Here is a 19,160-nt window from a genome sequence, read left to right on the forward strand (position 1 = left end):
GTTTTTCTATTATTTATAAGCTTCGATTTTATCGGTAAGCGTATTGATAAAGTTTTGTAGTGGCTTTTCTACCATCATTTTGATAAATGGGTTGAATTTTCCTTCAAATAACATCTGAACTTCAGTCTGGTTATCATTAATCGGGTTTAAAGTTGCTGTTAAAGTAAAGTCCAGGCTTGAACTTGCAGATCTTAAAACAGCTTTTTGGTCATCCACTTCATCTATTTTTAACGCGATTTCCGGCATTCCCTGTAATCCAAATTTAAATCCGTTATCTCTTGTTTCAAATTTTTGAAGACCATCCGGCATAAAATCTTTATAATTTTCAGGTGATTTCAGCAATTCGGTAAGTTCTTTAGATGATTTATTGACAATAATCTTTCGTCCTTCTAAATTCATTTTTTATTTTTTATAATTAAATTCTTAACTCTTACAAATGTATAAAGTTTTTGTGCATAAATACTTCAAACTAATACTCAATATTTTATTTACTACATAATTTTCTGAGCATAAAAAATATAGACTTATAAAATCAGAAGTAATTTTGCGTTCAATCTGATTAAACCTGCATCTATACGTTTGCTACTCTAGCAAAATTAAAAAAAATCTACAAAGACACACCACTAAATCCTACTTTTAAAATATAATATCAAGCCTATAAACTCCTTCATTAAATTTTTTTCAAATATTTTCCGACCTTTATATTTCAAATAAATAAAGAGTGCATTTTTCCTTTTGACTTAGGTGCAGACGGATAAATAAGCCTACATTTAATCGTTAGTTTTTACGACAATTTTATATATTTGTGAGTGATTGTAATAAAAAATAGTAAAAACGCTGAGTTTTACTATTTTAAAAAACAACTATTTGATTTTCAGTCGTAATTAATTTCCCATAAAATGTATAAAGTTTTTGTCAACGAAAAAAAGCTATTAGTGTCTCAATATCCTGAAAATCTTGAAAAAGAGCTTAGGTATGAAAGTTTCACAACTTTAGAAATAGCATTAGATCTTCTGGAGAATACTTCTGTGCAGGAACTTAATGTATATGGAGAGAATCTGGATGAAATATGGCAGGAATTCCAAAAGCTTTTCAGAATTATAGAAGCAGCAGGAGGACTGGTAAATAATCCTGAAGGTAAAATTCTCTTTATTAAAAGACTTGGTAAATGGGACCTTCCGAAGGGTAAAATGGAAAAAGGAGAATCCAGAGAAGAGTCTGCAGTACGGGAAATAGAAGAAGAAACCGGTCTGAGTGATGTTGAGCTTTTAAAATTCATCAATACCACCTACCATATCTATATCGAAAGAAACGGAGAGAAAATCCTTAAATGCACCCATTGGTTTGAAATGAACTTTGACGGTGAAGATACTTCCAAGCCGCAAATAGAAGAAGGCATTACCGAGGTAGCCTGGAAAACGACATCAGAAATTGAGCAAGAAGTTTTTCCAAGTACCTTTAAAAATATTATATTGATTGTACAGGAATTCTGGGATATGAAGAAGCTGGAAGCTTAAAGGCCAAAAGCTGGAAAGGAGGCTGGAAGTTATTATTCAACGACCTTCAGCCTCCTTTTTTCTTTTTGTATTATATAAAGTCGATTAGTTTTTCCAGAGCAATTCCCCTGGAACCTTTCAACAATATATTTTCAGACTGAATTTTATTCTGTTTTAAATATTCTATCAGGACTGTTGTATTTTCAAAAGCAAGATCTGAAGAATTAACCTCTTTAAAATGTTTTCCTACTGTAATAATTTCATTAAAATTAAGATCCTGAGCCAGTTTTAAGATGTTCTGATGCTCTTTCTCACTCTCATCACCTAACTCCAGCATATCTCCGATAATAATGGTCTTACTGCCTTCAAAACTTATGAAATTATTCAAAGAAGCGGTCATTGAGCTTGGGTTGGCATTATAGGTATCCAGCACTAAAGTTCTACCCTCTTTTTTCACAACCTGTGATCTCATATTGGTAGGTGTATACAATTCCAGGGCATGTTTTATTTTTTCAAAACTGATTCCGAAATGAAGTCCCAGGCTTGCTGCTGCACAAAGATTGGTAAAATTATATTCTCCTGTTAGCTTTGAAACTGCTTTTACTCCCTGATAAGTCAATCCTACAAAATGCTCTGCGGAAAAAGATTCAAAATTGTAATCTGATGTCTCTTTTCCAAAAGTAATTTTAGGGGAATAGCTTTCAGTTTTATCGGCCTGAATAGGATCATTCTCATTAACAAGAATAGTTCTGTTATTGCCTTTAAGATAATCATAAAGCTCAGATTTTCCTTTAATCACTCCTTCAAATCCACCGAATCCTTCTAAATGGGCCTTCCCAAAATTGGTGATATATCCGAAATCAGGTTGAGCAATCGTACACAGGAATTCAATTTCTTTCTGATGATTAGCTCCCATTTCAATCACGGCCATTTCATGTTCCGGTTTAATGGAAAGAATTGTCAAAGGAACTCCGATGTGGTTATTCAGATTTCCAAATGTATACTGTACATTATATTTTTCTGAAAGAACAGCATGAATCAATTCTTTGGTAGTAGTTTTTCCATTACTTCCCGTTAGCCCGATAAAAGGAATGGTAAGTTTACTTCTGTGATAGATAGATAGCTGTTGTAAAAACTCAAGGGTAGACGGAACATAGAAAATATTTTTATCTCTGTTTTCAAATTCCGGAAGTTCAACAATTACTGCCAGCGCTCCGTCATCTATTGCTTTTTCTGCTAATGTAGCGGCATTGAAATTTTCACCGGAAAAGGCAAAGAAAATATCATTCTCTGCTATTTTTCTGCTATCAATAGTTACTTTTGAAGCCTGCAGAAATAAAGGATAAAACTGTTCTATATTCATGTGGAAATATATAATTTTTTTTAAGAGGTCACATGCAATCGCCAAATCTATATGGGTATTTCAGACTTTTTAGCCAGAGCGATTTCATGGTTCAAAAATAAAAAAACCTTCCGAAAGTTCGGAAGGTTTTTTATAAGTATTTTTTGATAAATATTATCTTCTAGTTCTACCCTTATCGTTAGTTCTGGCATCCTGTGCAACACGGAATCCTACCCAACCATAAGCTCTGTTTTGATTTTTATATCTTCTTTGTCCCGGATCCAGCCAATATGCTGTGTCCTGCCAAGAACCTCCTTTTACAACTCTAACCTCGTTAGAAACTGCTGAAGTTCTGTCTTTAGTATCTTTTTGTAGTTTTACTCTACCCGTTCCATCTACAACAAATCTTTGTTTAGGTGAATTGTACATATCGAAACCTGCAGCAGAATCCGAAGCTCTGTAATATTCTAAAGAAGATTGTCTGTCACCATCTCTGTAGTTTCTGTAATCAGCGATAGTTTGTCTTTCGAATTGTCCAGGAAGTCCTTTATAAACTAATCTTCCGTCAGCCAAAGTATCATACTTGATAGTACCTTCGTCGATCATTTTATAAGTTCCGTCACCGTTTCTTACGATAGCCTGAGGCATGTTACCTCTATAGTAGTTGAAATCACTATAGTCCTCATCAATGATTGGTCTGTAAACATCCGCAGTCCATTCTGAAACGTTCCCGAACATACCATATACACCAAGATCGTTAGATGGATACTTTCTTACGTCAGAAGTCTGTGCAGAACCGTCATTCTTCCATCCTGAGATCCCTGAGTAGTCACCTCTACCCATTTTGAAGTTTTCAAGGAACATTCCTCTGTCTCTTCCTTTGGTACCTCTTAATCTTTCGATTTCAGGTTTTTTACCCAGGTATTGGTTATATTCTCTTGTTTTTGCCATACCAAGAGCTGCATATTCCCATTCAACTTCGGTAGGAAGTCTGAACTTCTGTACCATTGCTGAATTTGGAGCTCTGTTAGCAGCAAGCAATCTCTGGTTTGTAGTTTTCATACCAGTTTTCTGCTGCATTCTTTTTTCATTGATATATCCTTGCATTTCAGGATCATTCGATTTGAATTTATCCATGTTGAATGCGGTCCCTCCCTGATTGTTGGATTCGTTGATATACAAATCTTTGGCAATAATACCAGACTGCATCAAAGCTTTTTCATTCGCTCTGTCTGTCAGCCACTCACAGTATCTGTTTGCCTGAGTCCATGAAACACCTACTACCGGATAGTAATCAAATTCCGGAGAACGCAGATACGTTTCATTATAATCGTTTCTTGCTAATTTGTTGTCCCATAATAAGGTATCCGGTAAAGCACCGTTATAGATTTCCTTAAAACTAGGATCACTTGGTGGGAATACATACTTCAACCATGTCAGGTATTCGCGGTATTCGTAGTTAGTAATTTCTGTTTCTCCGATAAAGAATGAACTTACCTGCATTCTGCGAGGCGTGTTATTCCAATCGTGCATAACATCATCTTTCACTAATCCCATTGTAAAAGTTCCACCTTCTACATATACCATTCCAGGCCACCCCTTCTGCTTTTGTTGCTTTCCTGCAAAAAACCAACCTTGTTTTTCGTTTGGTTTCCAACCTGTTTTACTGACAAATTTTTTGGTACCGCCACCTTTGCTGGTTCCTGATCCGCCACAGCTGGTTAATGCAAGTGTAGAACTTAATGCTATTAATGAAAACAACTTTAGTTTTTTCATAGTCGATATAAATATTTTCAAAGTACAAAGAAAAAATAAATTATTCAATAAATCAAGTAAACATTTGATTTTTTTGAAAAACGTTAACAATTTAATTTTATTGTATCGCAATTTAATTCTAAAATTTTCATTTATTTTGTAATTTAGCAATTTCAATAGTAAACATGAAACGAAAAATTACGCTTTTATCTTTAATCGCTTTTGCATCAACACTTTACGCCCAAAGAAACACCATAGAATGGAATGGTTCGAAAATTCAGGATTTTGGCGATACAAAATTAAATCTTCCTAATTTTAAAAATGAGGGTTTTTCTTTCAGCCAAAATAATGTTTTTATAGTAACCAAGCAAAAAATCGGAGAAAAGCAGCTTAAAATTTCAGATCTTGTCTGGGAAAACGTTCCTGCTCAGGATTTATTTGAATTGGATAAAGGAAGACTTCCTGATTATGATGTAGCAGATGTTTCCTATTATAATTTGGATGGAGACAGCTATGCCAGCATCAGTGTTGCCTTGTTCAAAAATGTAAAAGGCCGCGTTCAGAGATTATCTTCGTTTAATGTTTCAGAAGCCTCTTCATTTGTAAATACTACAGGGACTGTTAATAAAATAGGAACTACTTCCAACCCATTATCAAGCGGCAACTTTTACAAAATAAAAGTTGACAAGTCCGGTGTATTCAAAATTACCTCACAGTTTTTAAAAGACAACGGAATCAATCCCGGCTCTATAAATCCTAAAAATTTCAGAATTTATGGAAACGGAGGGGTAATGCTTCCTGAATATAACCAGGATGCAAGATATGGAGCTTTACAGGAAAATGCCATTCAGGTAGTAGGTGAAGATGACGGAGTATGGAACGATAATGATTATGCACTTTTCTACGCTCAGGGTCCTGATGGATATAACCTTTATGACACTTCCAATGGAAATGGTTTTAAAAGAAAGGATACCCGATTCAGCGAAAGAAGCAATAATGTCAAAAATATATATGAAGATTACTCTTATTACTATATCAATTTTGACAAAGGTTCCGGAAAAAGAGTTCCGACTGTTGACGGAAACCTTCCAGCCCAGCTGATAACCAGATATGACAGTTACCAGGTGATCAACAAGGATCAGAAAAACCTGTTGAAAGTAGGTAGAACATGGGTGGAGGACACTCCTTTCAGCAATGAAAAAACAGTAACACTTTCTACGAACTCACCAATACAGGCAGGTGATGTTATACGATACAGAACTCAGGTGGTAGCGTATAATTCGCAGCAGAATACAATTGATTTCAAGATCAATAATTTAAATCCGCATCCCCTGCAAACGATCCCTACGGATACTTCATCGTATCAGTATACCTTCTACCCTGTAACCTATACCGGAACGCTTACCAATCTTACCGGAAACCAGATTACAATGGTTTATAATCCTGATATTTCTAAAAATCCCAACGGAACTTTCTATTTTGACTATGTAGAAGTTCAGTACAAAGAAAATCTTGCCTTCAATGGGTCACAGATGAACTTCAGGGATTATTCCATTGTAAGCGGAAGCAATACAGATTACGGGTTCAGCATTACCAATGCTGCTAATATAGAGCAGGTATGGGACGTAACAGATATTACCAATGCCAACAGAAGAGTGAATAAAGCCGGAGGCGGCGCTTTCAACTTTGCTTATACGGCAGCTGATCAGAATTTCAATAATGAATTTGTGGCTTTCCGTGCTGATGCGGCTTTCAGCCCGCAGTTTGTAGGAAGAATTTCCAATCAGAATCTTTCTGCTTTACAAAATATAGATTACCTGATTCTGACAGTTCCTGAAATGATGGGCCAGGCACAGAGACTTGCCAACTATCATCAGACTGCTCATAATTATAAGGTGGAAATTGTAGACGTCAACAAAATCTATGAAGAATATGGCAGCGGAAGTAAAGATCTTACCGCTGTAAGAGATTTCGTCAGCAAACTCAATACTCCTCTGGGCAGACTTCAATATGTATTTATTCTGGGGGATGCATCATATGATTATAAAAACAGAGTTCCCAATAATTCAAATGTTGTTTCCAGCTACCAGAGTGAACAGTCTTCAGATTACGTATCCTCATTTGTGACGGATGATTATATTGTAATGACCAAGCCGCAGACTACATTATTAATTGAAAACAACTTACCGGACCTGCCTGTGGGAAGAATCCCGGCTGCAAACGTGAGTGAAGCCGGAGATATGATCAACAAAACATTGGCTTATTATAACTCTCTTCAAGGGCAGTCAACTCCTTTCGGAGACTGGCGTATGCGACTTGACTTCGTTGTGGATGATAATAACGAAGGAGGAAGTCCTTTCCATAATGTAATGGACAGTAGTTTGTCCAGTATATTTGAGCAGCCCGGCCAGCTAGAGCTGAAAGAATACAACGTTAAAAAATTATACATGGATGCCTTCACCGCTCAGAGTACATCTGGAGGACGAAGATATCCACAGGTAAACCAGGCTATTTCCAATGCAATCGGAAACAGTTTATATCTGTTTTATTTCGGACACGGAGGAATTAACGGTTGGGCACAGGAAAGAGTCTTAACATCTACTGAGGTTCAGAATGCCAACAATTTCTCTAATGTATACAGCAGATTCCCTTTTGTTTCTACCATCACTTGTGAATTTACATTATGGGATGAACCCGCAACAAATTCTGTAGGGGAACAGTTTATCAAAATGAAACAGGGAGGTGCATCCACAATGATTACTTCCAGCCGTGCTATTGGTGTAGATTACGGACGTGATTTTACGAATACATTCACTCAGAATATATTTAAACTAACCAATGACGATTTCAATTCATTAGGAAACGCGCATTTACTTGCTAAAAAGCAAAAGGGGCCAAACAATAACCACCTAAAGGTAAACTTCCTGGGTGACCCTGCTATGAAATTAAGCAGACCGCAAAGACTCCTTACCATTGATAATATTGAAACTCCAGTTCCTGGACTGATCAGAGGATTGGACTTCGTGAAAATAAAAGGACATATCAATAATCCGAACGGAACATTGAACAATACCTTCAATGGAAGAGTCAGCATCAATATTTTTGATAAAAGATTAAATAAAAAAACATTAAATAATACCGGTGTTTTATCTCCTGTTTTAGATTATACAGAGGAAGGAAGCGCTATTGTAAAAGCTGCCGGAACTGCTGTAAACGGAGTATTCACTGCAGAATTCTATGTTCCTAAAGACATTAACTATGCGGTGGGTCAGGGAAGAATTTTAGCCTACGCAGATAATAAGGCAACGGATGTTTTCAACAACCAGGCAGTACAGGTGGGCGATATCAACCCTAATGGAATCAATGATAACCAGCCTCCAAAAGTAAAACTGTACATGAATAATACCAACTTTGCGGATGGTGGAATTACCAACCAGAATCCAATGCTTCTTGCCTGCCTTACGGATGACACTGGAATCAACGCCACAGGATCAGGGGTAGGCCATGATATTACAACTTATCTTGACGGACAGATTATCAACACAGTTGTTTTAAATGATTTTTATAGTGCGGGAGAAGGAAACGGATGTTTAAATCCAAGTCTTGCTGACTATCAAAAAGGAAATGTAACCTATCCTTTCAGAAATTTAGCAATTGGACAACACCAATTGACATTTAAAGTTTGGGACATAAACAATAATTCTACATCTGCTACGTTAAATTTTGAAGTTAAAGATGAATCTGACCAACACCTGACGATCAACCGTCCACTGAACTGGCCAAATCCGTTTACAAACAAAACCTATATTCAGTTTGAGCACAATTGTGATGATATTCTGGATGTGAACGTACAAATTTATACTATAACCGGAAGATTGGTAAGAACTTTATCGCAACCGGTAGTCGCAGAACCTTTCCTACAGGGCTTTAGAACCCCTCGTCAGGCAATAGAATGGGACGGAAGAGATGATTTTGGGTCAACAGTAGCAAAAGGTACGTATATTTTTAAGATATTTGCAAAAAGTCAAAATCAAGAAAAATGCAAAGGAAGTGCTACAGCTGTAGAAAAAATGGTACTTTTGAAATAATTAAATAATACATAGACAATAATATTAATAAAAAACTGATAATATATAAAAGACAACATATGAATTTAACTACTAAACTGCTTTTAGGATTTGGTTTGAGTGCTGGTTTTTTAGGCTATTCGCAAGATTTAGGTAAAGTAAACCCAGTTCTTACCGGAGCTCCTTTCCTAAGAATTGCGCCTGATGCGAGATCAGGAGGTATGGGAGACCAAGGGGTGGTAACCTCTCCGGATGCATTTTCACAATTCTGGAATGCGGCTAAATATCCTTTCAGCAGAACAAGTTCTTCCGTAGGTCTTAACTATACGCCTTACATGGGAAAACTTACCAATGATGTATTCTTATTATATGCTTCGTTCCACAAGTTTCTGGGGCAGGAAGAGAGATCTACAATCTCTGCAAGTATCTATTATTTCAACATGGGGCAGGTAGACCTTACTCAGCTGGTAGGTACAGAAATTGCATCAATGGGTACATCAAAACCAAACGAATTCTCAATTGACGTTGCTTATGCTTTGAAGCTTTCTGATTCATTCTCTGGTGCTGTTACCGGTAGATTTATCCGTTCAGACTTAGCCGGAGGATTCAACACAGACACTACACTTAAAGCGGCTAACAGTTTCGCAGTAGACGTTTCAGCATACTATACCTCACCAAGATTCTCCAGTATCGGGGGATATGATGGTAAAGTGAATGCAGGTTTAGCAATTCAGAACGTAGGTCCGAAACTGGATTATACAGGAAATGAAGAATCAAGATCTTATCTTCCTACAATGGCAAGATTAGGGGTTGGATATGACATGTACCTGGATGATATGAACAGAGTTGGAATTTCTGTGGAAGGTTCAAAACTTTTGGTTCCCGGATCTGAGTATGCAGGAATTGATCCTAATACAAGACAGCCTATTTATCAAATCCCGAATGTAGGGCCAATGGCTGGTATTGGAAAATCTTTCAAAAACAAAAACAGTATCATGTATAGTGGTGCTTTAGAATACTCTTATGACAATGCATTTTCTGTAAGAGGAGGTTACTTCCATGAAAGTGAAGAGCAGGGAGCAAGACAGTTTGCTACAGCGGGTGTTGGTTTAAGATACCGTTCTTTCGGTCTTGATCTTTCTTACCTGATCAATATGTCTAAAATCAACAGTGCTTTGGATAACACCCTTCGTTTCGGTCTTACCTGGAACATTGGGGAAGAAACATCCAACAACGATCGTTAAAAAACAGCTACAGCTATATAAAAAAAGCCTCATACATTGTAATGAGGCTTTTTTTATATCAATTGTGAAAGATCAATCTGCTTCGCTTGTCAATTTTTATATACTATAACAATTCACCATTCACTTTGCGAAGCAAAATTCACTATTGACCTTTAAATAATGTAATAGTATAATCAAGAAGTCTTCCGTCTCCATAATCTCCATGTCCGGGGACTACAATTTTCACATCAGGATATTCTTTTTTAACTTTTTCAACCGTACCTGACCAGGCAGAAACGTTTGCATCTCCCAAATATCCTTTACCTGCCTCAAGCTCTTTCAATAAACAACCTCCAAACAGAATATTTTCACTCGGGAAATATCCCACAGCATTATCTTTTGTATGCCCTTCTCCAAAATACCTGGTAACAACATCCTTATCCCCAACTTTCAAAATAACAGAATCATTAAAACTGTTTTCAGGAATAACGAAATTATTTTCTTTGGCGAGCTCTATTGTTTTAGCATAAGAATAAGATGGTATATTCTTTTTATGAAATACCAGCAATCCTCCAAGACTGTCATCGTGAAAATGAGTCGGGATCACAGCATTGACTTTTGCATGAAGTTTTTCGTTAATCCATTGGATTAGTTCTTCTGAACCTTTATCATTAGTTGGTGTATCAAAAACAATCGTTTCATTCTTATCTTTTACAATCAATCCGTTGCAGGGTACATTTCCGAAATCATTCGTCTGTTTAAAAGAAGTATGGATAAAAGCATTTTCTGAAATCTGAGTAATAACCAGGCTGTTGGATTTATAAATTTCTTTTGCTTTAAAACTTTCCTTGCCCTGTGAGCCGCAACTTAGAATGAAAAAAGAAAATAATATGATGAATATATTTTTAACAATGATTTTCATGAGTGTATTGTTTAAGAATTGATATAAGCTAAGGTAAGAATTCGCAGAACATATTTATCCGCAAAAACGTTAAAAGAGAATAATCTGCCGGTAATTCTATTTGTCTGTGAATTTCTTTTAGACCGAACTACTGATTGCTTTGAATGAAATATAATATTAAGTTTACAAAAGTCTTTTTTTTATGGCGATTTTCTTAAATTCAATAGCTATTTTTGTAATATGAACTATTCGGCAGAACTAAAAAAATTTGTAACCAGTCAGTATGTATATTCTGCAATCAGAATTACATTAGCTACTGTTCTGCCCTGTTTAGTCCTTGCCCACTTCGGAATTTTGAAAGAATACTTTCTTTTTCCTCTGGGAACCAGCTTTGTAGCGCTTACAGACCAGCCGGGTCCTTTTATCCGAAGAAGAAATGCTCTTACTTTTGCTATCTGTTGTTTTGTCTTTGTAGCACTCATTGCCAGCCTTGTAATGAATATCAAAGTACTGGTACTTCTGGAAGTTATTGTCTTCGGGATGTTTTTTTCCCTGATCGGAGTTTACGGTCAGAGATTGGCGGCAGTAGGTTCACTATCACTCGTTGTACTTGCCATCTTTATTGACGGTCATCTTACAGGAAGTAATATCTTTAAAAGTCTGCTGATCTTTGCTTCAGGTTGTATCTGGTTTCTGCTTATATTCCTTATTGTAACAACCATTCGTCCTTATAAACTGGCAAGCCAGATGATTGGAGAAAATTATCTTCAGCTGGCCGAATTTTTAAAGATTAAAGCGAATTATTATCAGAAAAATCCGGATTTTAATAAACTGACCACTCAGGTTATTGCCAAGCAGATTGAAATAAAAAACCTGCAGGAAGACACCAGAGAAACAGTTTTCAAAACCAGAACCATTGTCAATGAATCTACTACAACAAGTCGTTTATTGATGCTGATGTTCCTGAACTCGATGGACCTTCATGAGAAGCTGATGACCTCTGAAAGTGATTATCAGAAGCTTCAACAGAGCTTTGAGGACAGCATGATTCTGGTTAACATCCATGATTATCTCAATCTTTTGGCAGAAGAGATCACCAATATCGGAATCGCACTTCAAAGCGGTACCAGAGCAAAGCCAATGGTGAATCTGGAACTGGAACTAAAGAATCTTAATTATAATTATTTCGAGCTCAGAAATAAGCAGCTTTCTCCCGACAACCTGGAAAACTTCATGATCCTGCGCCAGATCCTGATGCGTATCTATGAAATCACCAAAGAAATCAACGAGATTTATAAAGTATTTTCTCAGAATATAAAACTGGCAAAGAGTTTATCCACAGGATTAGATTTGAAAAAATTTATGCCTAATGAACCCAAACTCAATGCTAAGGTTTTAAGGAATAATATTTCGTTATCCTCTTCCCATTTCCGTCATGCGATAAGAATTACAACTGCTTTGCTGCTGGGGTATATTTTCTCGATGTTTGATCTTTTAGGATTGGGACATACGTATTGGATATTAATTACCATCACTGCTATTTTAAAACCGGCCTATTCCATTACAAAGCAGAGAAATCTTCTCCGCCTCTATGGTACGATTGCAGGAGCAAGCATTGCTTATGCCATTCTGTATTTTGTACATATTAACGGTGTTTTATTCGCTATTCTGCTTATCAGCATGATCATGTGTTTCAGCTTCTTGAAAGGACGATATTTTTGGGCGGTATTATTTATGACAATCTATGTTTTCCTGAGTTTTAATTTTTTAAATCCGGGAAAAGTTAATATCATTTTTAAAGACAGAATATTTGATACAGCCATTGCCGGAATCATTGCTTTTGCGGTATCTTATATTGTACTGCCGGTATGGGAACATACCCAAAACCTAGATCTGATGAAGAAGTCTGCAGCAGACAATCTTATCTATTTCCAGAGTGTGATTTCCAAATTCTTACAGGGAAATTTTGATCTTGAAGATTATAAAGTAAAGCGAAAAAATGCAATTATTTCTTTGGCCAACCTTTCCGATAATTTCCAGAGAATGATTTCCGATCCTAAGAATCAACAGAAAAAACTGGAAGTTGTTCATCAGTTTGTGGCAACATCACACCTGATCACAGCCTATACCGCTTCTCTTTCCCAATACTCCAAGAGTAATGAGCAATATCCGGAAATAGACGCTGAAAGCTGGAGCCGGAAGATTGAAGCAGAAATGCAGCAAACCTCTACCCTTCTTAACGGAAATGATATCAACGAAACGTTGAAAATGGAAAGCCGCCTTGAGCCGGAAGATTCTTCCATTGAAGATATGCTTCTGAAAAGAAAAACGGAGATTGAAGAAAATGACATCGTCGATAGAAGAGATCCTGATAAAATATCTCATTTAACGGAGCTTAAAAACATCCATGATATTCTGGAACTGATCTATGATGTAGCAAAAGAACAGAGAAAAGTTATAGAAAAATACAAAAACGAGACGGATCCTACTCCTCCACAATCGTAAAGCAGTAGTCATCGAAAAACTCTACCCTGGCTTTGAATTCATCTGAAAACTGGTCGTCATAGACACGGCAGCTTATTTTATGAAGATGTTTCAGCTCGAAAGGTTTTACCTCATAGTTTTTCTTTAAAGACCAGTATTTTGAGTGGTGAATTTTGTACATACTTTCTTTTACACTCCATATAATTGTATAAAAAGTATCTGCTTTGTCTTCAGGAATAAACCCACGCTCATTTTCATAGGTAAATTTATCGATCACCCTTAAAATCTTAGGATTGAACTTTTCAACATCAATTCCTATTTTGTTTTTAGAAATGGCGATGGCTGCAAAGGGAAAAGAATGCGTAATGGAAATTTCCGCATCATTGGGAGAAAGAAAAGGCTCTCTTTCTTTATATAAAATCTTAGAATTGGGCTTTAATCCTTTCAGGAGCTTGCGTACCATCAGAACTTCCAATAATTTTTTGGGATGATAATCCTTTACTTTTTCAGCATTTTCCGGTTCCAGAAGTTGGTTGATATCAAGCTCTTCACTTTCATCATACTTCCAAACAAGGATGGTGGCATTATCATCTGAAAAATCTCTGTAGAGTGGCATTCTTTTTTATATGAGACAAAAATACTAAAAAAAGCTTGAAGCTGGGAGCTGGAGGATGGAAGCTATTATTTGTTGTAAAAATAATTTGCAGACCAGATAAAAGAATTCGTTGATGAAAAAACAAACTCTTTGTTTCCTTAATCTTTATAAACCTCCAACTTCCCGCTTCCAGCATCCAGCTTAATTATTTAGACTGATGATTCACATCATTTCTGTGCTCTACAATTTCAAGATTCGCATCTACAAAATAAGCGCTCCCGAATCCATTTACATAAGATCCTTTCACAGGTTGAAGAGCAATCAAAATAAAATCTCCCATGTCGGAAATGACATCCACTACTCTTCCGTGAGTTTCTTTTAGTTTGGCAACTACCTGAGTCCATATTTCAGAATCTCTTTCAATTTGAGAGGTGGTTGCTTCAAAAGTTAAACGTTCACGGGCATAGATCTGTTTCGTAGCTGACTCGTCTTCAATAAACATGATGGATGTTTTTCTTCCGTCAGCAAGGTTCTTAGTATGTTTTGCCATGAAAGATACCAGAATATAAAACGTCTGCTCTACCTGAACAAAAGGTGCATAGCTTGAGTTGGGATTTCCTTCGGCATCTACGGTAGCCAGAATAATGCTTTTAGAAGCATTGATCAGTTCTTGTACTTTTGGCGCAACAGGTTTGATTTTCTTTTCTGTATGGGTTTGACTCATGATATATTTATTTATCAGCTAAAATTAATTATTTATATTAAGACTAAATAATATTAAATCATGTTTAATCTCATAAAACTGAACTTGATCTGCCGTTTTTATATCTTAATTATTAATCGTAATTTTGCCTTTCGTTATCAATTGAATTTAAAAATTATTCATTACATATGAGTACTACAACACAATACGTTCCTTATAAAGTTAAGGATATCTCCCTTGCAGAATGGGGTAGAAAAGAAATTACCCTTGCAGAAGCAGAAATGCCTGGTTTGATGTCTATCCGTGAAGAATACGGACCATCTCAGCCACTTAAAGGAGCAAGAATCGCAGGATGTCTTCACATGACGATCCAAACGGCTGTGCTTATCGAGACATTGGTAGCTTTAGGAGCTGAAGTTACCTGGTCATCTTGTAATATTTTCTCTACACAGGACCACGCTGCTGCTGCTATTGCTGCTGCAGGAATTCCGGTATATGCCTGGAAAGGATTAAATGAAGAGGAATTTGACTGGTGTATTGAGCAGACTCTATTCTTTGGTGAAGACAGAAAGCCATTAAACATGATTCTGGATGATGGTGGAGATTTAACAAACATGGTGTTTGATAAATACCCTGAGTTCACAAAAGATATCAAAGGACTTTCTGAAGAAACTACTACAGGTGTTCACAGACTGTACGAAAGAATGAAGAACGGAACTTTAGTAATGCCTGCTATCAACGTAAATGATTCAGTTACTAAATCTAAATTCGACAACAAATACGGATGTAAAGAATCTGCTGTAGATGCAGTAAGAAGAGCTACAGACGTAATGTTAGCCGGAAAAAGAGTGGTAGTTTGCGGATACGGAGACGTAGGTAAGGGTACTGCTGCTTCTTTCAGAGGAGCTGGTTCTATCGTTACTGTTACGGAAATTGACCCAATCTGTGCGCTTCAGGCTGCTATGGACGGTTATGAAGTAAAAAGACTAGACACTGTGGTAGACAACGCTGATATCATCATCACTACAACAGGTAACTTTAATATCGTAAGAGGAGAGCACTTCCTTAAAATGAAAGATAAAGCGATCGTTTGTAACATTGGTCACTTCGATAATGAAATCGATATGGCTTGGTTAAACAAAAACTACGGTCAGACTAAATCTGAAGTGAAGCCTCAGGTTGATATCTATACTATTGAAGGAAAAGAAGTAATCATTCTTGCTGAAGGTAGATTGGTAAACTTAGGATGTGCTACAGGCCACCCAAGTTTCGTAATGTCTAACTCTTTCTCTAACCAGACTTTGGCACAGATCGAATTATGGAACAACTCAGCTGCTTACAAAAACGAAGTATATATGCTTCCTAAGCACTTAGATGAAAAAGTGGCAGCTTTACACCTTAAGAAATTAAGCGTAGAGCTTGAAACTCTTTCTCCTGAGCAGGCTGAATACATCGGAGTTGACGTAAAAGGGCCATTCAAGCCTGAATACTACAGATACTAAGATCTATATAAAACATGATATGATCCCATTATTTCTAAGATAGTGGGATTTTTTTATGCAGCATATGAAGCATTTCTTATTTTTGTCAGCTAAATTAATAACATGAAAAATTTCTTATTTCTGGGACTCATGAGCTCTGCTCTATTCTTTAACAGCTGCAGCAGCAATGATGATAATGATGGAAGCAACACGCCTTCTAAAACAAAGACATTATTAAGTAAAGTTACCATAGTTTACTACGACAACCCGTCTCAGCCACAGACCAGCATACAATCGCTTGAATATAATAATCAAGGTGAACTTATCAAAACATTGTCCTCATCAGGATCATCCGAGTTCGAATACAGTAATGGGAAACCTACAAAAACGACTTATTATAAACCGGATGGTACTATAGATTATTATTCAGTTTTTAACTATAACGGAGATCAGCTGGTAAATGTTAAGGCTATTTACACCAACCCTAACAATAACAGAACGATTACCTTCAACTACAATACCAGCGGACAGGTGATCTCTTCTTCCCTTTGCCAATCTCCGGACTGTTCCAATCCGATTGTAGATACTTATGTTTATAACGGAAACAATATTTCATCAGAAACTTCAGAGACTACAGGATTCAGTTTCAGTACCAGAATCGCTTATTCCTATGATGATAAACTGAACCCTTACACGAATATCAACAAATATCTCAAACTTATGATGGGTGGCGCTTATGTGGTAAGCGAAAACAATTATCTTACAGAAAAGATAAGCTCTAAAAACAATGGGGTCTGGGAACAAATTCAAAGCAGGACATCCACCATTCAATACAACAGCGCCGGTTTTCCTGTACAGGTTATCTCAAAAGAAGCTAACGGAAGTCTTTCTGCTCAATATAATTACGAATATATCACTCAATAAAACAAAAGCTCTCCAATTTGGGGAGTTTTTTATGAGTAATGAGATTTTCAGATCCGGTGTGTAGGAGCTGGTGATATCTCTGGGAGTTTTATTCTTATTCAATAGGGACGGACTTTAGTCCGTCTTACTATTCAATACAATCCATCGGCTTTAGCCAAAACTTAAAAAAATATTGAATGCAGGCATGTATACCGTATTTTACCCATATTTCTCTTTACTACGGCTCTATTTATAAAAAATGAATATCTTAGCCCTCTTAAAATAAACATTAAACTATGAAAAAACAAAGAGTATCGAATGCATTTGTGGCTGCGTCGTGGGTAGCGTTGGGAGCAGGAATGATCGGCTTCATCGTGGGTCTTGCAAGAGCGGAAATGCTGCTGAATGAGAAAGGATATTATTTCACCATTCTTCTTTATGGCTTATTTGCGGTTGTTTCCCTGCAGAAAGCAGTGCGCGACAGATTAGAAAACATTCAGGTAACAGATATTTATTATGGGATCTGCTGGTTTGCTACATTATCATCTATTGTATTACTGGCCATCGGACTTTGGAATGCCACCATTCTTCCAAGTGAAAAAGGTTTTTATGCCTTTGCCTTTTTGCTCGCGCTCTTTGGAGCTATAGCAGTCCAGAAAAACACACGTGACAATATGCTTCAGGAATAAAGTAAAACTCTCCATTTTTGGAGAGTTTTTTATTTACCATAATACACAATATTTAAAAGAATAACGAATAGTATTATTAATATTTTAAAATTTTATTATATTTATATCATAAAATAGAGATATAATTAAAAATATTCACTTATCTCTATTTTTACCTTAAAACTAATACCATAAACCATAAACATGATTTTAAAAAAAATCCCGGTACTCATTTTCCTTTTACTGATAGTCATAGCAAAAGCACAAAATGAGTTCATCACCATTTGGAAAACTCAGAATGCACAACTTATTAAATTTCCCGGCCGGGGAACCAATTTCCAGGTCTCTTGGGAAGAGGTAGGATATCCTCAACATAACGGGACGATGAATAATGTAACTTCCACTACTGAATTCATCATCAATTTAGGAACACCGTTCAACCCCTCTCCTGCCCAAGCCAGCTACAGAATCAAAATCAGTGATGGAAACGGAAGTTTTGATCAGGTGAGATTTTTTGATAATACATTAATTCCCACTTATAATGCTTCAGACCGTTCAAAAATTACCCAAATTACCCAATGGGGAAATATAAAATGGAAAAGCTTTGACAATGCTTTTGTATACTGTGAAAATATGGATGTTACGGCTACTGATGCACCAGACCTCAGCATGGTAACCAGTATGCGCCAGATGTTTTATTTATGCATATCATTAGTGGGCAATTCCTCTTTCAATACATGGGATACCTCTACCATTACAGATATGTATTATATGTTTGGGGACGATAATCTCTTCAACCAGCCGCTGGGAAACTGGGATACTTCGAATGTTACGGATATGTCATATATGTTTGACTATACCGGATTCAACCAGCCTCTCAGCGAATGGAATACAGCAAACGTGACCACTATGGAGCATATGTTTCATGATTCAGAAAATTTCAACCAGGATCTTCAAAACTGGAACACGGCCAATGTTACCAATATGAACGAAATGTTCCATAACACCGCTTTTAATCAGGATATTGGAAGATGGAATTTAAGTTCGTTAACAACAGCCACGGGGATGTTTCTCAATTCTGCGATGAGCTGTGTGAATTATGATAAAACTCTTTACGGATGGAGCCAAAGCTCATCAACTCCTGCTAATATTAATCTGTCAAGTACTGCTCCATTAGTTTATTCTCATGCTGATGCCGTAGCCGCAAGACATTATTTAATCAATTCTAAAGGCTGGACTATATCGGGCGATTCTTATAACGGACTGTGCAATCAGACTCTTTCAACTTCTGAAAGGGAGATTACCGGCAAAGCATCTATTTATCCTAATCCCGTAAAAGATCATATTTATCTGAAAAATATCCCCAATGCTGTAAGTTATATTATCACCGATATGAGCGGAAGAACTATTGCCAAGGACAACCTCGAATATGAAAAGATTAATGTCAGACTTTTGGCTACCGGAAATTATATCCTGCAAGTTTTGACAAAGAATACAATTCATTCACTCCCGTTCATCAAACAATAAACTAATACCAAAAAC

14 protein-coding genes are annotated in these 19,160 nt (G+C 36.6%); 8 read left to right on the forward strand and 6 right to left on the reverse strand.

The window, feature by feature from the left end; genetic code table 11:
• Positions 1-9: 9 nt before the first annotated feature.
• Positions 10-399: a hypothetical protein gene (locus DYR29_RS09005; RefSeq protein WP_047378450.1), complete on the reverse strand. Its 390-nt coding sequence runs from the start codon at positions 397-399 to the stop codon at positions 10-12.
• A gap of 500 nt (positions 400-899) precedes the next feature.
• On the opposite strand from DYR29_RS09005, the gene DYR29_RS09010 reads away from it, so the two are divergent.
• A complete protein-coding gene (locus tag DYR29_RS09010; protein WP_047421206.1) occupies positions 900-1,517 on the forward strand; it encodes an NUDIX hydrolase in 618 nt (205 codons plus the stop codon).
• Between the two features lie 70 nt (positions 1,518-1,587).
• Here the strand turns inward: DYR29_RS09010 and DYR29_RS09015 are convergent, their stop codons facing one another.
• Entirely contained in the window at positions 1,588-2,859 is a 1,272-nt protein-coding gene (locus DYR29_RS09015; protein ID WP_213280207.1) for a UDP-N-acetylmuramoyl-tripeptide--D-alanyl-D-alanine ligase, read from the reverse strand.
• A 153-nt stretch (positions 2,860-3,012) separates the two neighbouring features.
• Positions 3,013-4,614 (reverse strand): gliding motility lipoprotein GldJ, encoded by a 1,602-nt coding sequence (gldJ, locus tag DYR29_RS09020; protein ID WP_047421202.1) that lies wholly within the window; start codon positions 4,612-4,614, stop codon positions 3,013-3,015.
• Between the two features lie 164 nt (positions 4,615-4,778).
• Here gldJ and porU point away from each other — a divergent pair, with 164 nt between their 5' ends.
• Together porU and porV are read left to right on the forward strand one after the other, a co-directional pair.
• Positions 4,779-8,681, forward strand: a complete 3,903-nt coding sequence (gene porU / locus DYR29_RS09025; RefSeq protein ID WP_213280208.1) for a type IX secretion system sortase PorU — start codon at positions 4,779-4,781, stop codon at positions 8,679-8,681.
• Positions 8,682-8,740: 59 nt separating this feature from the next.
• On the forward strand, positions 8,741-9,904 hold the full coding sequence (gene porV, locus DYR29_RS09030) for a type IX secretion system outer membrane channel protein PorV (RefSeq protein ID WP_047378455.1): 1,164 nt from the start codon (positions 8,741-8,743) through the stop codon (positions 9,902-9,904).
• Between the two features lie 142 nt (positions 9,905-10,046).
• Here porV and blaCHM read toward each other — a convergent pair whose 3' ends face one another.
• Positions 10,047-10,805, reverse strand: coding sequence for a CHM family subclass B1 metallo-beta-lactamase (gene blaCHM, locus DYR29_RS09035; protein WP_213280209.1), 759 nt, complete (start codon positions 10,803-10,805; stop codon positions 10,047-10,049).
• A gap of 219 nt (positions 10,806-11,024) precedes the next feature.
• Here blaCHM and DYR29_RS09040 point away from each other — a divergent pair, with 219 nt between their 5' ends.
• Positions 11,025-13,289: an FUSC family protein gene (locus DYR29_RS09040; protein ID WP_213280210.1), complete on the forward strand. Its 2,265-nt coding sequence runs from the start codon at positions 11,025-11,027 to the stop codon at positions 13,287-13,289.
• On the opposite strand, the gene DYR29_RS09045 is transcribed toward DYR29_RS09040, so the two are convergent.
• Both DYR29_RS09045 and DYR29_RS09050 read right to left on the reverse strand, forming a co-directional pair.
• On the reverse strand, positions 13,270-13,884 hold the full coding sequence (locus DYR29_RS09045; RefSeq protein WP_213280211.1) for a 4'-phosphopantetheinyl transferase family protein: 615 nt from the start codon (positions 13,882-13,884) through the stop codon (positions 13,270-13,272). The two genes, DYR29_RS09040 and DYR29_RS09045, sit on opposite strands and share 20 nt — an antisense overlap.
• A gap of 184 nt (positions 13,885-14,068) precedes the next feature.
• Positions 14,069-14,587, reverse strand: a complete 519-nt coding sequence (locus DYR29_RS09050) for a pyridoxamine 5'-phosphate oxidase family protein (RefSeq protein ID WP_213280212.1) — start codon at positions 14,585-14,587, stop codon at positions 14,069-14,071.
• A 167-nt stretch (positions 14,588-14,754) separates the two neighbouring features.
• Here DYR29_RS09050 and ahcY point away from each other — a divergent pair, with 167 nt between their 5' ends.
• From ahcY to DYR29_RS09070, 4 genes are all read left to right on the forward strand, one after another.
• On the forward strand, positions 14,755-16,068 hold the full coding sequence (ahcY, locus tag DYR29_RS09055; RefSeq protein ID WP_047421190.1) for an adenosylhomocysteinase: 1,314 nt from the start codon (positions 14,755-14,757) through the stop codon (positions 16,066-16,068).
• 102 nt (positions 16,069-16,170) lie between these two features.
• Positions 16,171-16,971, forward strand: coding sequence for a DUF2963 domain-containing protein (locus DYR29_RS09060; protein ID WP_213280213.1), 801 nt, complete (start codon positions 16,171-16,173; stop codon positions 16,969-16,971).
• A 275-nt stretch (positions 16,972-17,246) separates the two neighbouring features.
• Positions 17,247-17,639, forward strand: a complete 393-nt coding sequence (gene yiaA / locus DYR29_RS09065) for an inner membrane protein YiaA (protein WP_034699887.1) — start codon at positions 17,247-17,249, stop codon at positions 17,637-17,639.
• A gap of 183 nt (positions 17,640-17,822) precedes the next feature.
• Positions 17,823-19,145, forward strand: coding sequence for a BspA family leucine-rich repeat surface protein (locus DYR29_RS09070; protein WP_213280214.1), 1,323 nt, complete (start codon positions 17,823-17,825; stop codon positions 19,143-19,145).
• Positions 19,146-19,160: the final 15 nt, after the last annotated feature.

The organism is Chryseobacterium indologenes, assembly GCF_018362995.1.
GTDB classification, from domain to species: domain Bacteria; phylum Bacteroidota; class Bacteroidia; order Flavobacteriales; family Weeksellaceae; genus Chryseobacterium; species Chryseobacterium indologenes_G.

Excerpts from the sequence above, each read along its gene's own strand:
- DYR29_RS09005 (WP_047378450.1), bottom strand. The coding sequence starts at position 399 with ATGAATTTAGAAGGACGAAAGATTATTGTCAATAAATCATCTAAAGAA.
- DYR29_RS09010 (WP_047421206.1), top strand. The coding sequence starts at position 900 with ATGTATAAAGTTTTTGTCAACGAAAAAAAGCTATTAGTGTCTCAATAT.
- DYR29_RS09015 (WP_213280207.1), bottom strand. The coding sequence starts at position 2,859 with ATGAATATAGAACAGTTTTATCCTTTATTTCTGCAGGCTTCAAAAGTA.
- gldJ (WP_047421202.1), bottom strand. The coding sequence starts at position 4,614 with ATGAAAAAACTAAAGTTGTTTTCATTAATAGCATTAAGTTCTACACTT.
- porU (WP_213280208.1), top strand. The coding sequence starts at position 4,779 with ATGAAACGAAAAATTACGCTTTTATCTTTAATCGCTTTTGCATCAACA.
- porV (WP_047378455.1), top strand. The coding sequence starts at position 8,741 with ATGAATTTAACTACTAAACTGCTTTTAGGATTTGGTTTGAGTGCTGGT.
- blaCHM (WP_213280209.1), bottom strand. The coding sequence starts at position 10,805 with ATGAAAATCATTGTTAAAAATATATTCATCATATTATTTTCTTTTTTC.
- DYR29_RS09040 (WP_213280210.1), top strand. The coding sequence starts at position 11,025 with ATGAACTATTCGGCAGAACTAAAAAAATTTGTAACCAGTCAGTATGTA.
- DYR29_RS09045 (WP_213280211.1), bottom strand. The coding sequence starts at position 13,884 with ATGCCACTCTACAGAGATTTTTCAGATGATAATGCCACCATCCTTGTT.
- DYR29_RS09050 (WP_213280212.1), bottom strand. The coding sequence starts at position 14,587 with ATGAGTCAAACCCATACAGAAAAGAAAATCAAACCTGTTGCGCCAAAA.
- ahcY (WP_047421190.1), top strand. The coding sequence starts at position 14,755 with ATGAGTACTACAACACAATACGTTCCTTATAAAGTTAAGGATATCTCC.
- DYR29_RS09060 (WP_213280213.1), top strand. The coding sequence starts at position 16,171 with ATGAAAAATTTCTTATTTCTGGGACTCATGAGCTCTGCTCTATTCTTT.
- yiaA (WP_034699887.1), top strand. The coding sequence starts at position 17,247 with ATGAAAAAACAAAGAGTATCGAATGCATTTGTGGCTGCGTCGTGGGTA.
- DYR29_RS09070 (WP_213280214.1), top strand. The coding sequence starts at position 17,823 with ATGATTTTAAAAAAAATCCCGGTACTCATTTTCCTTTTACTGATAGTC.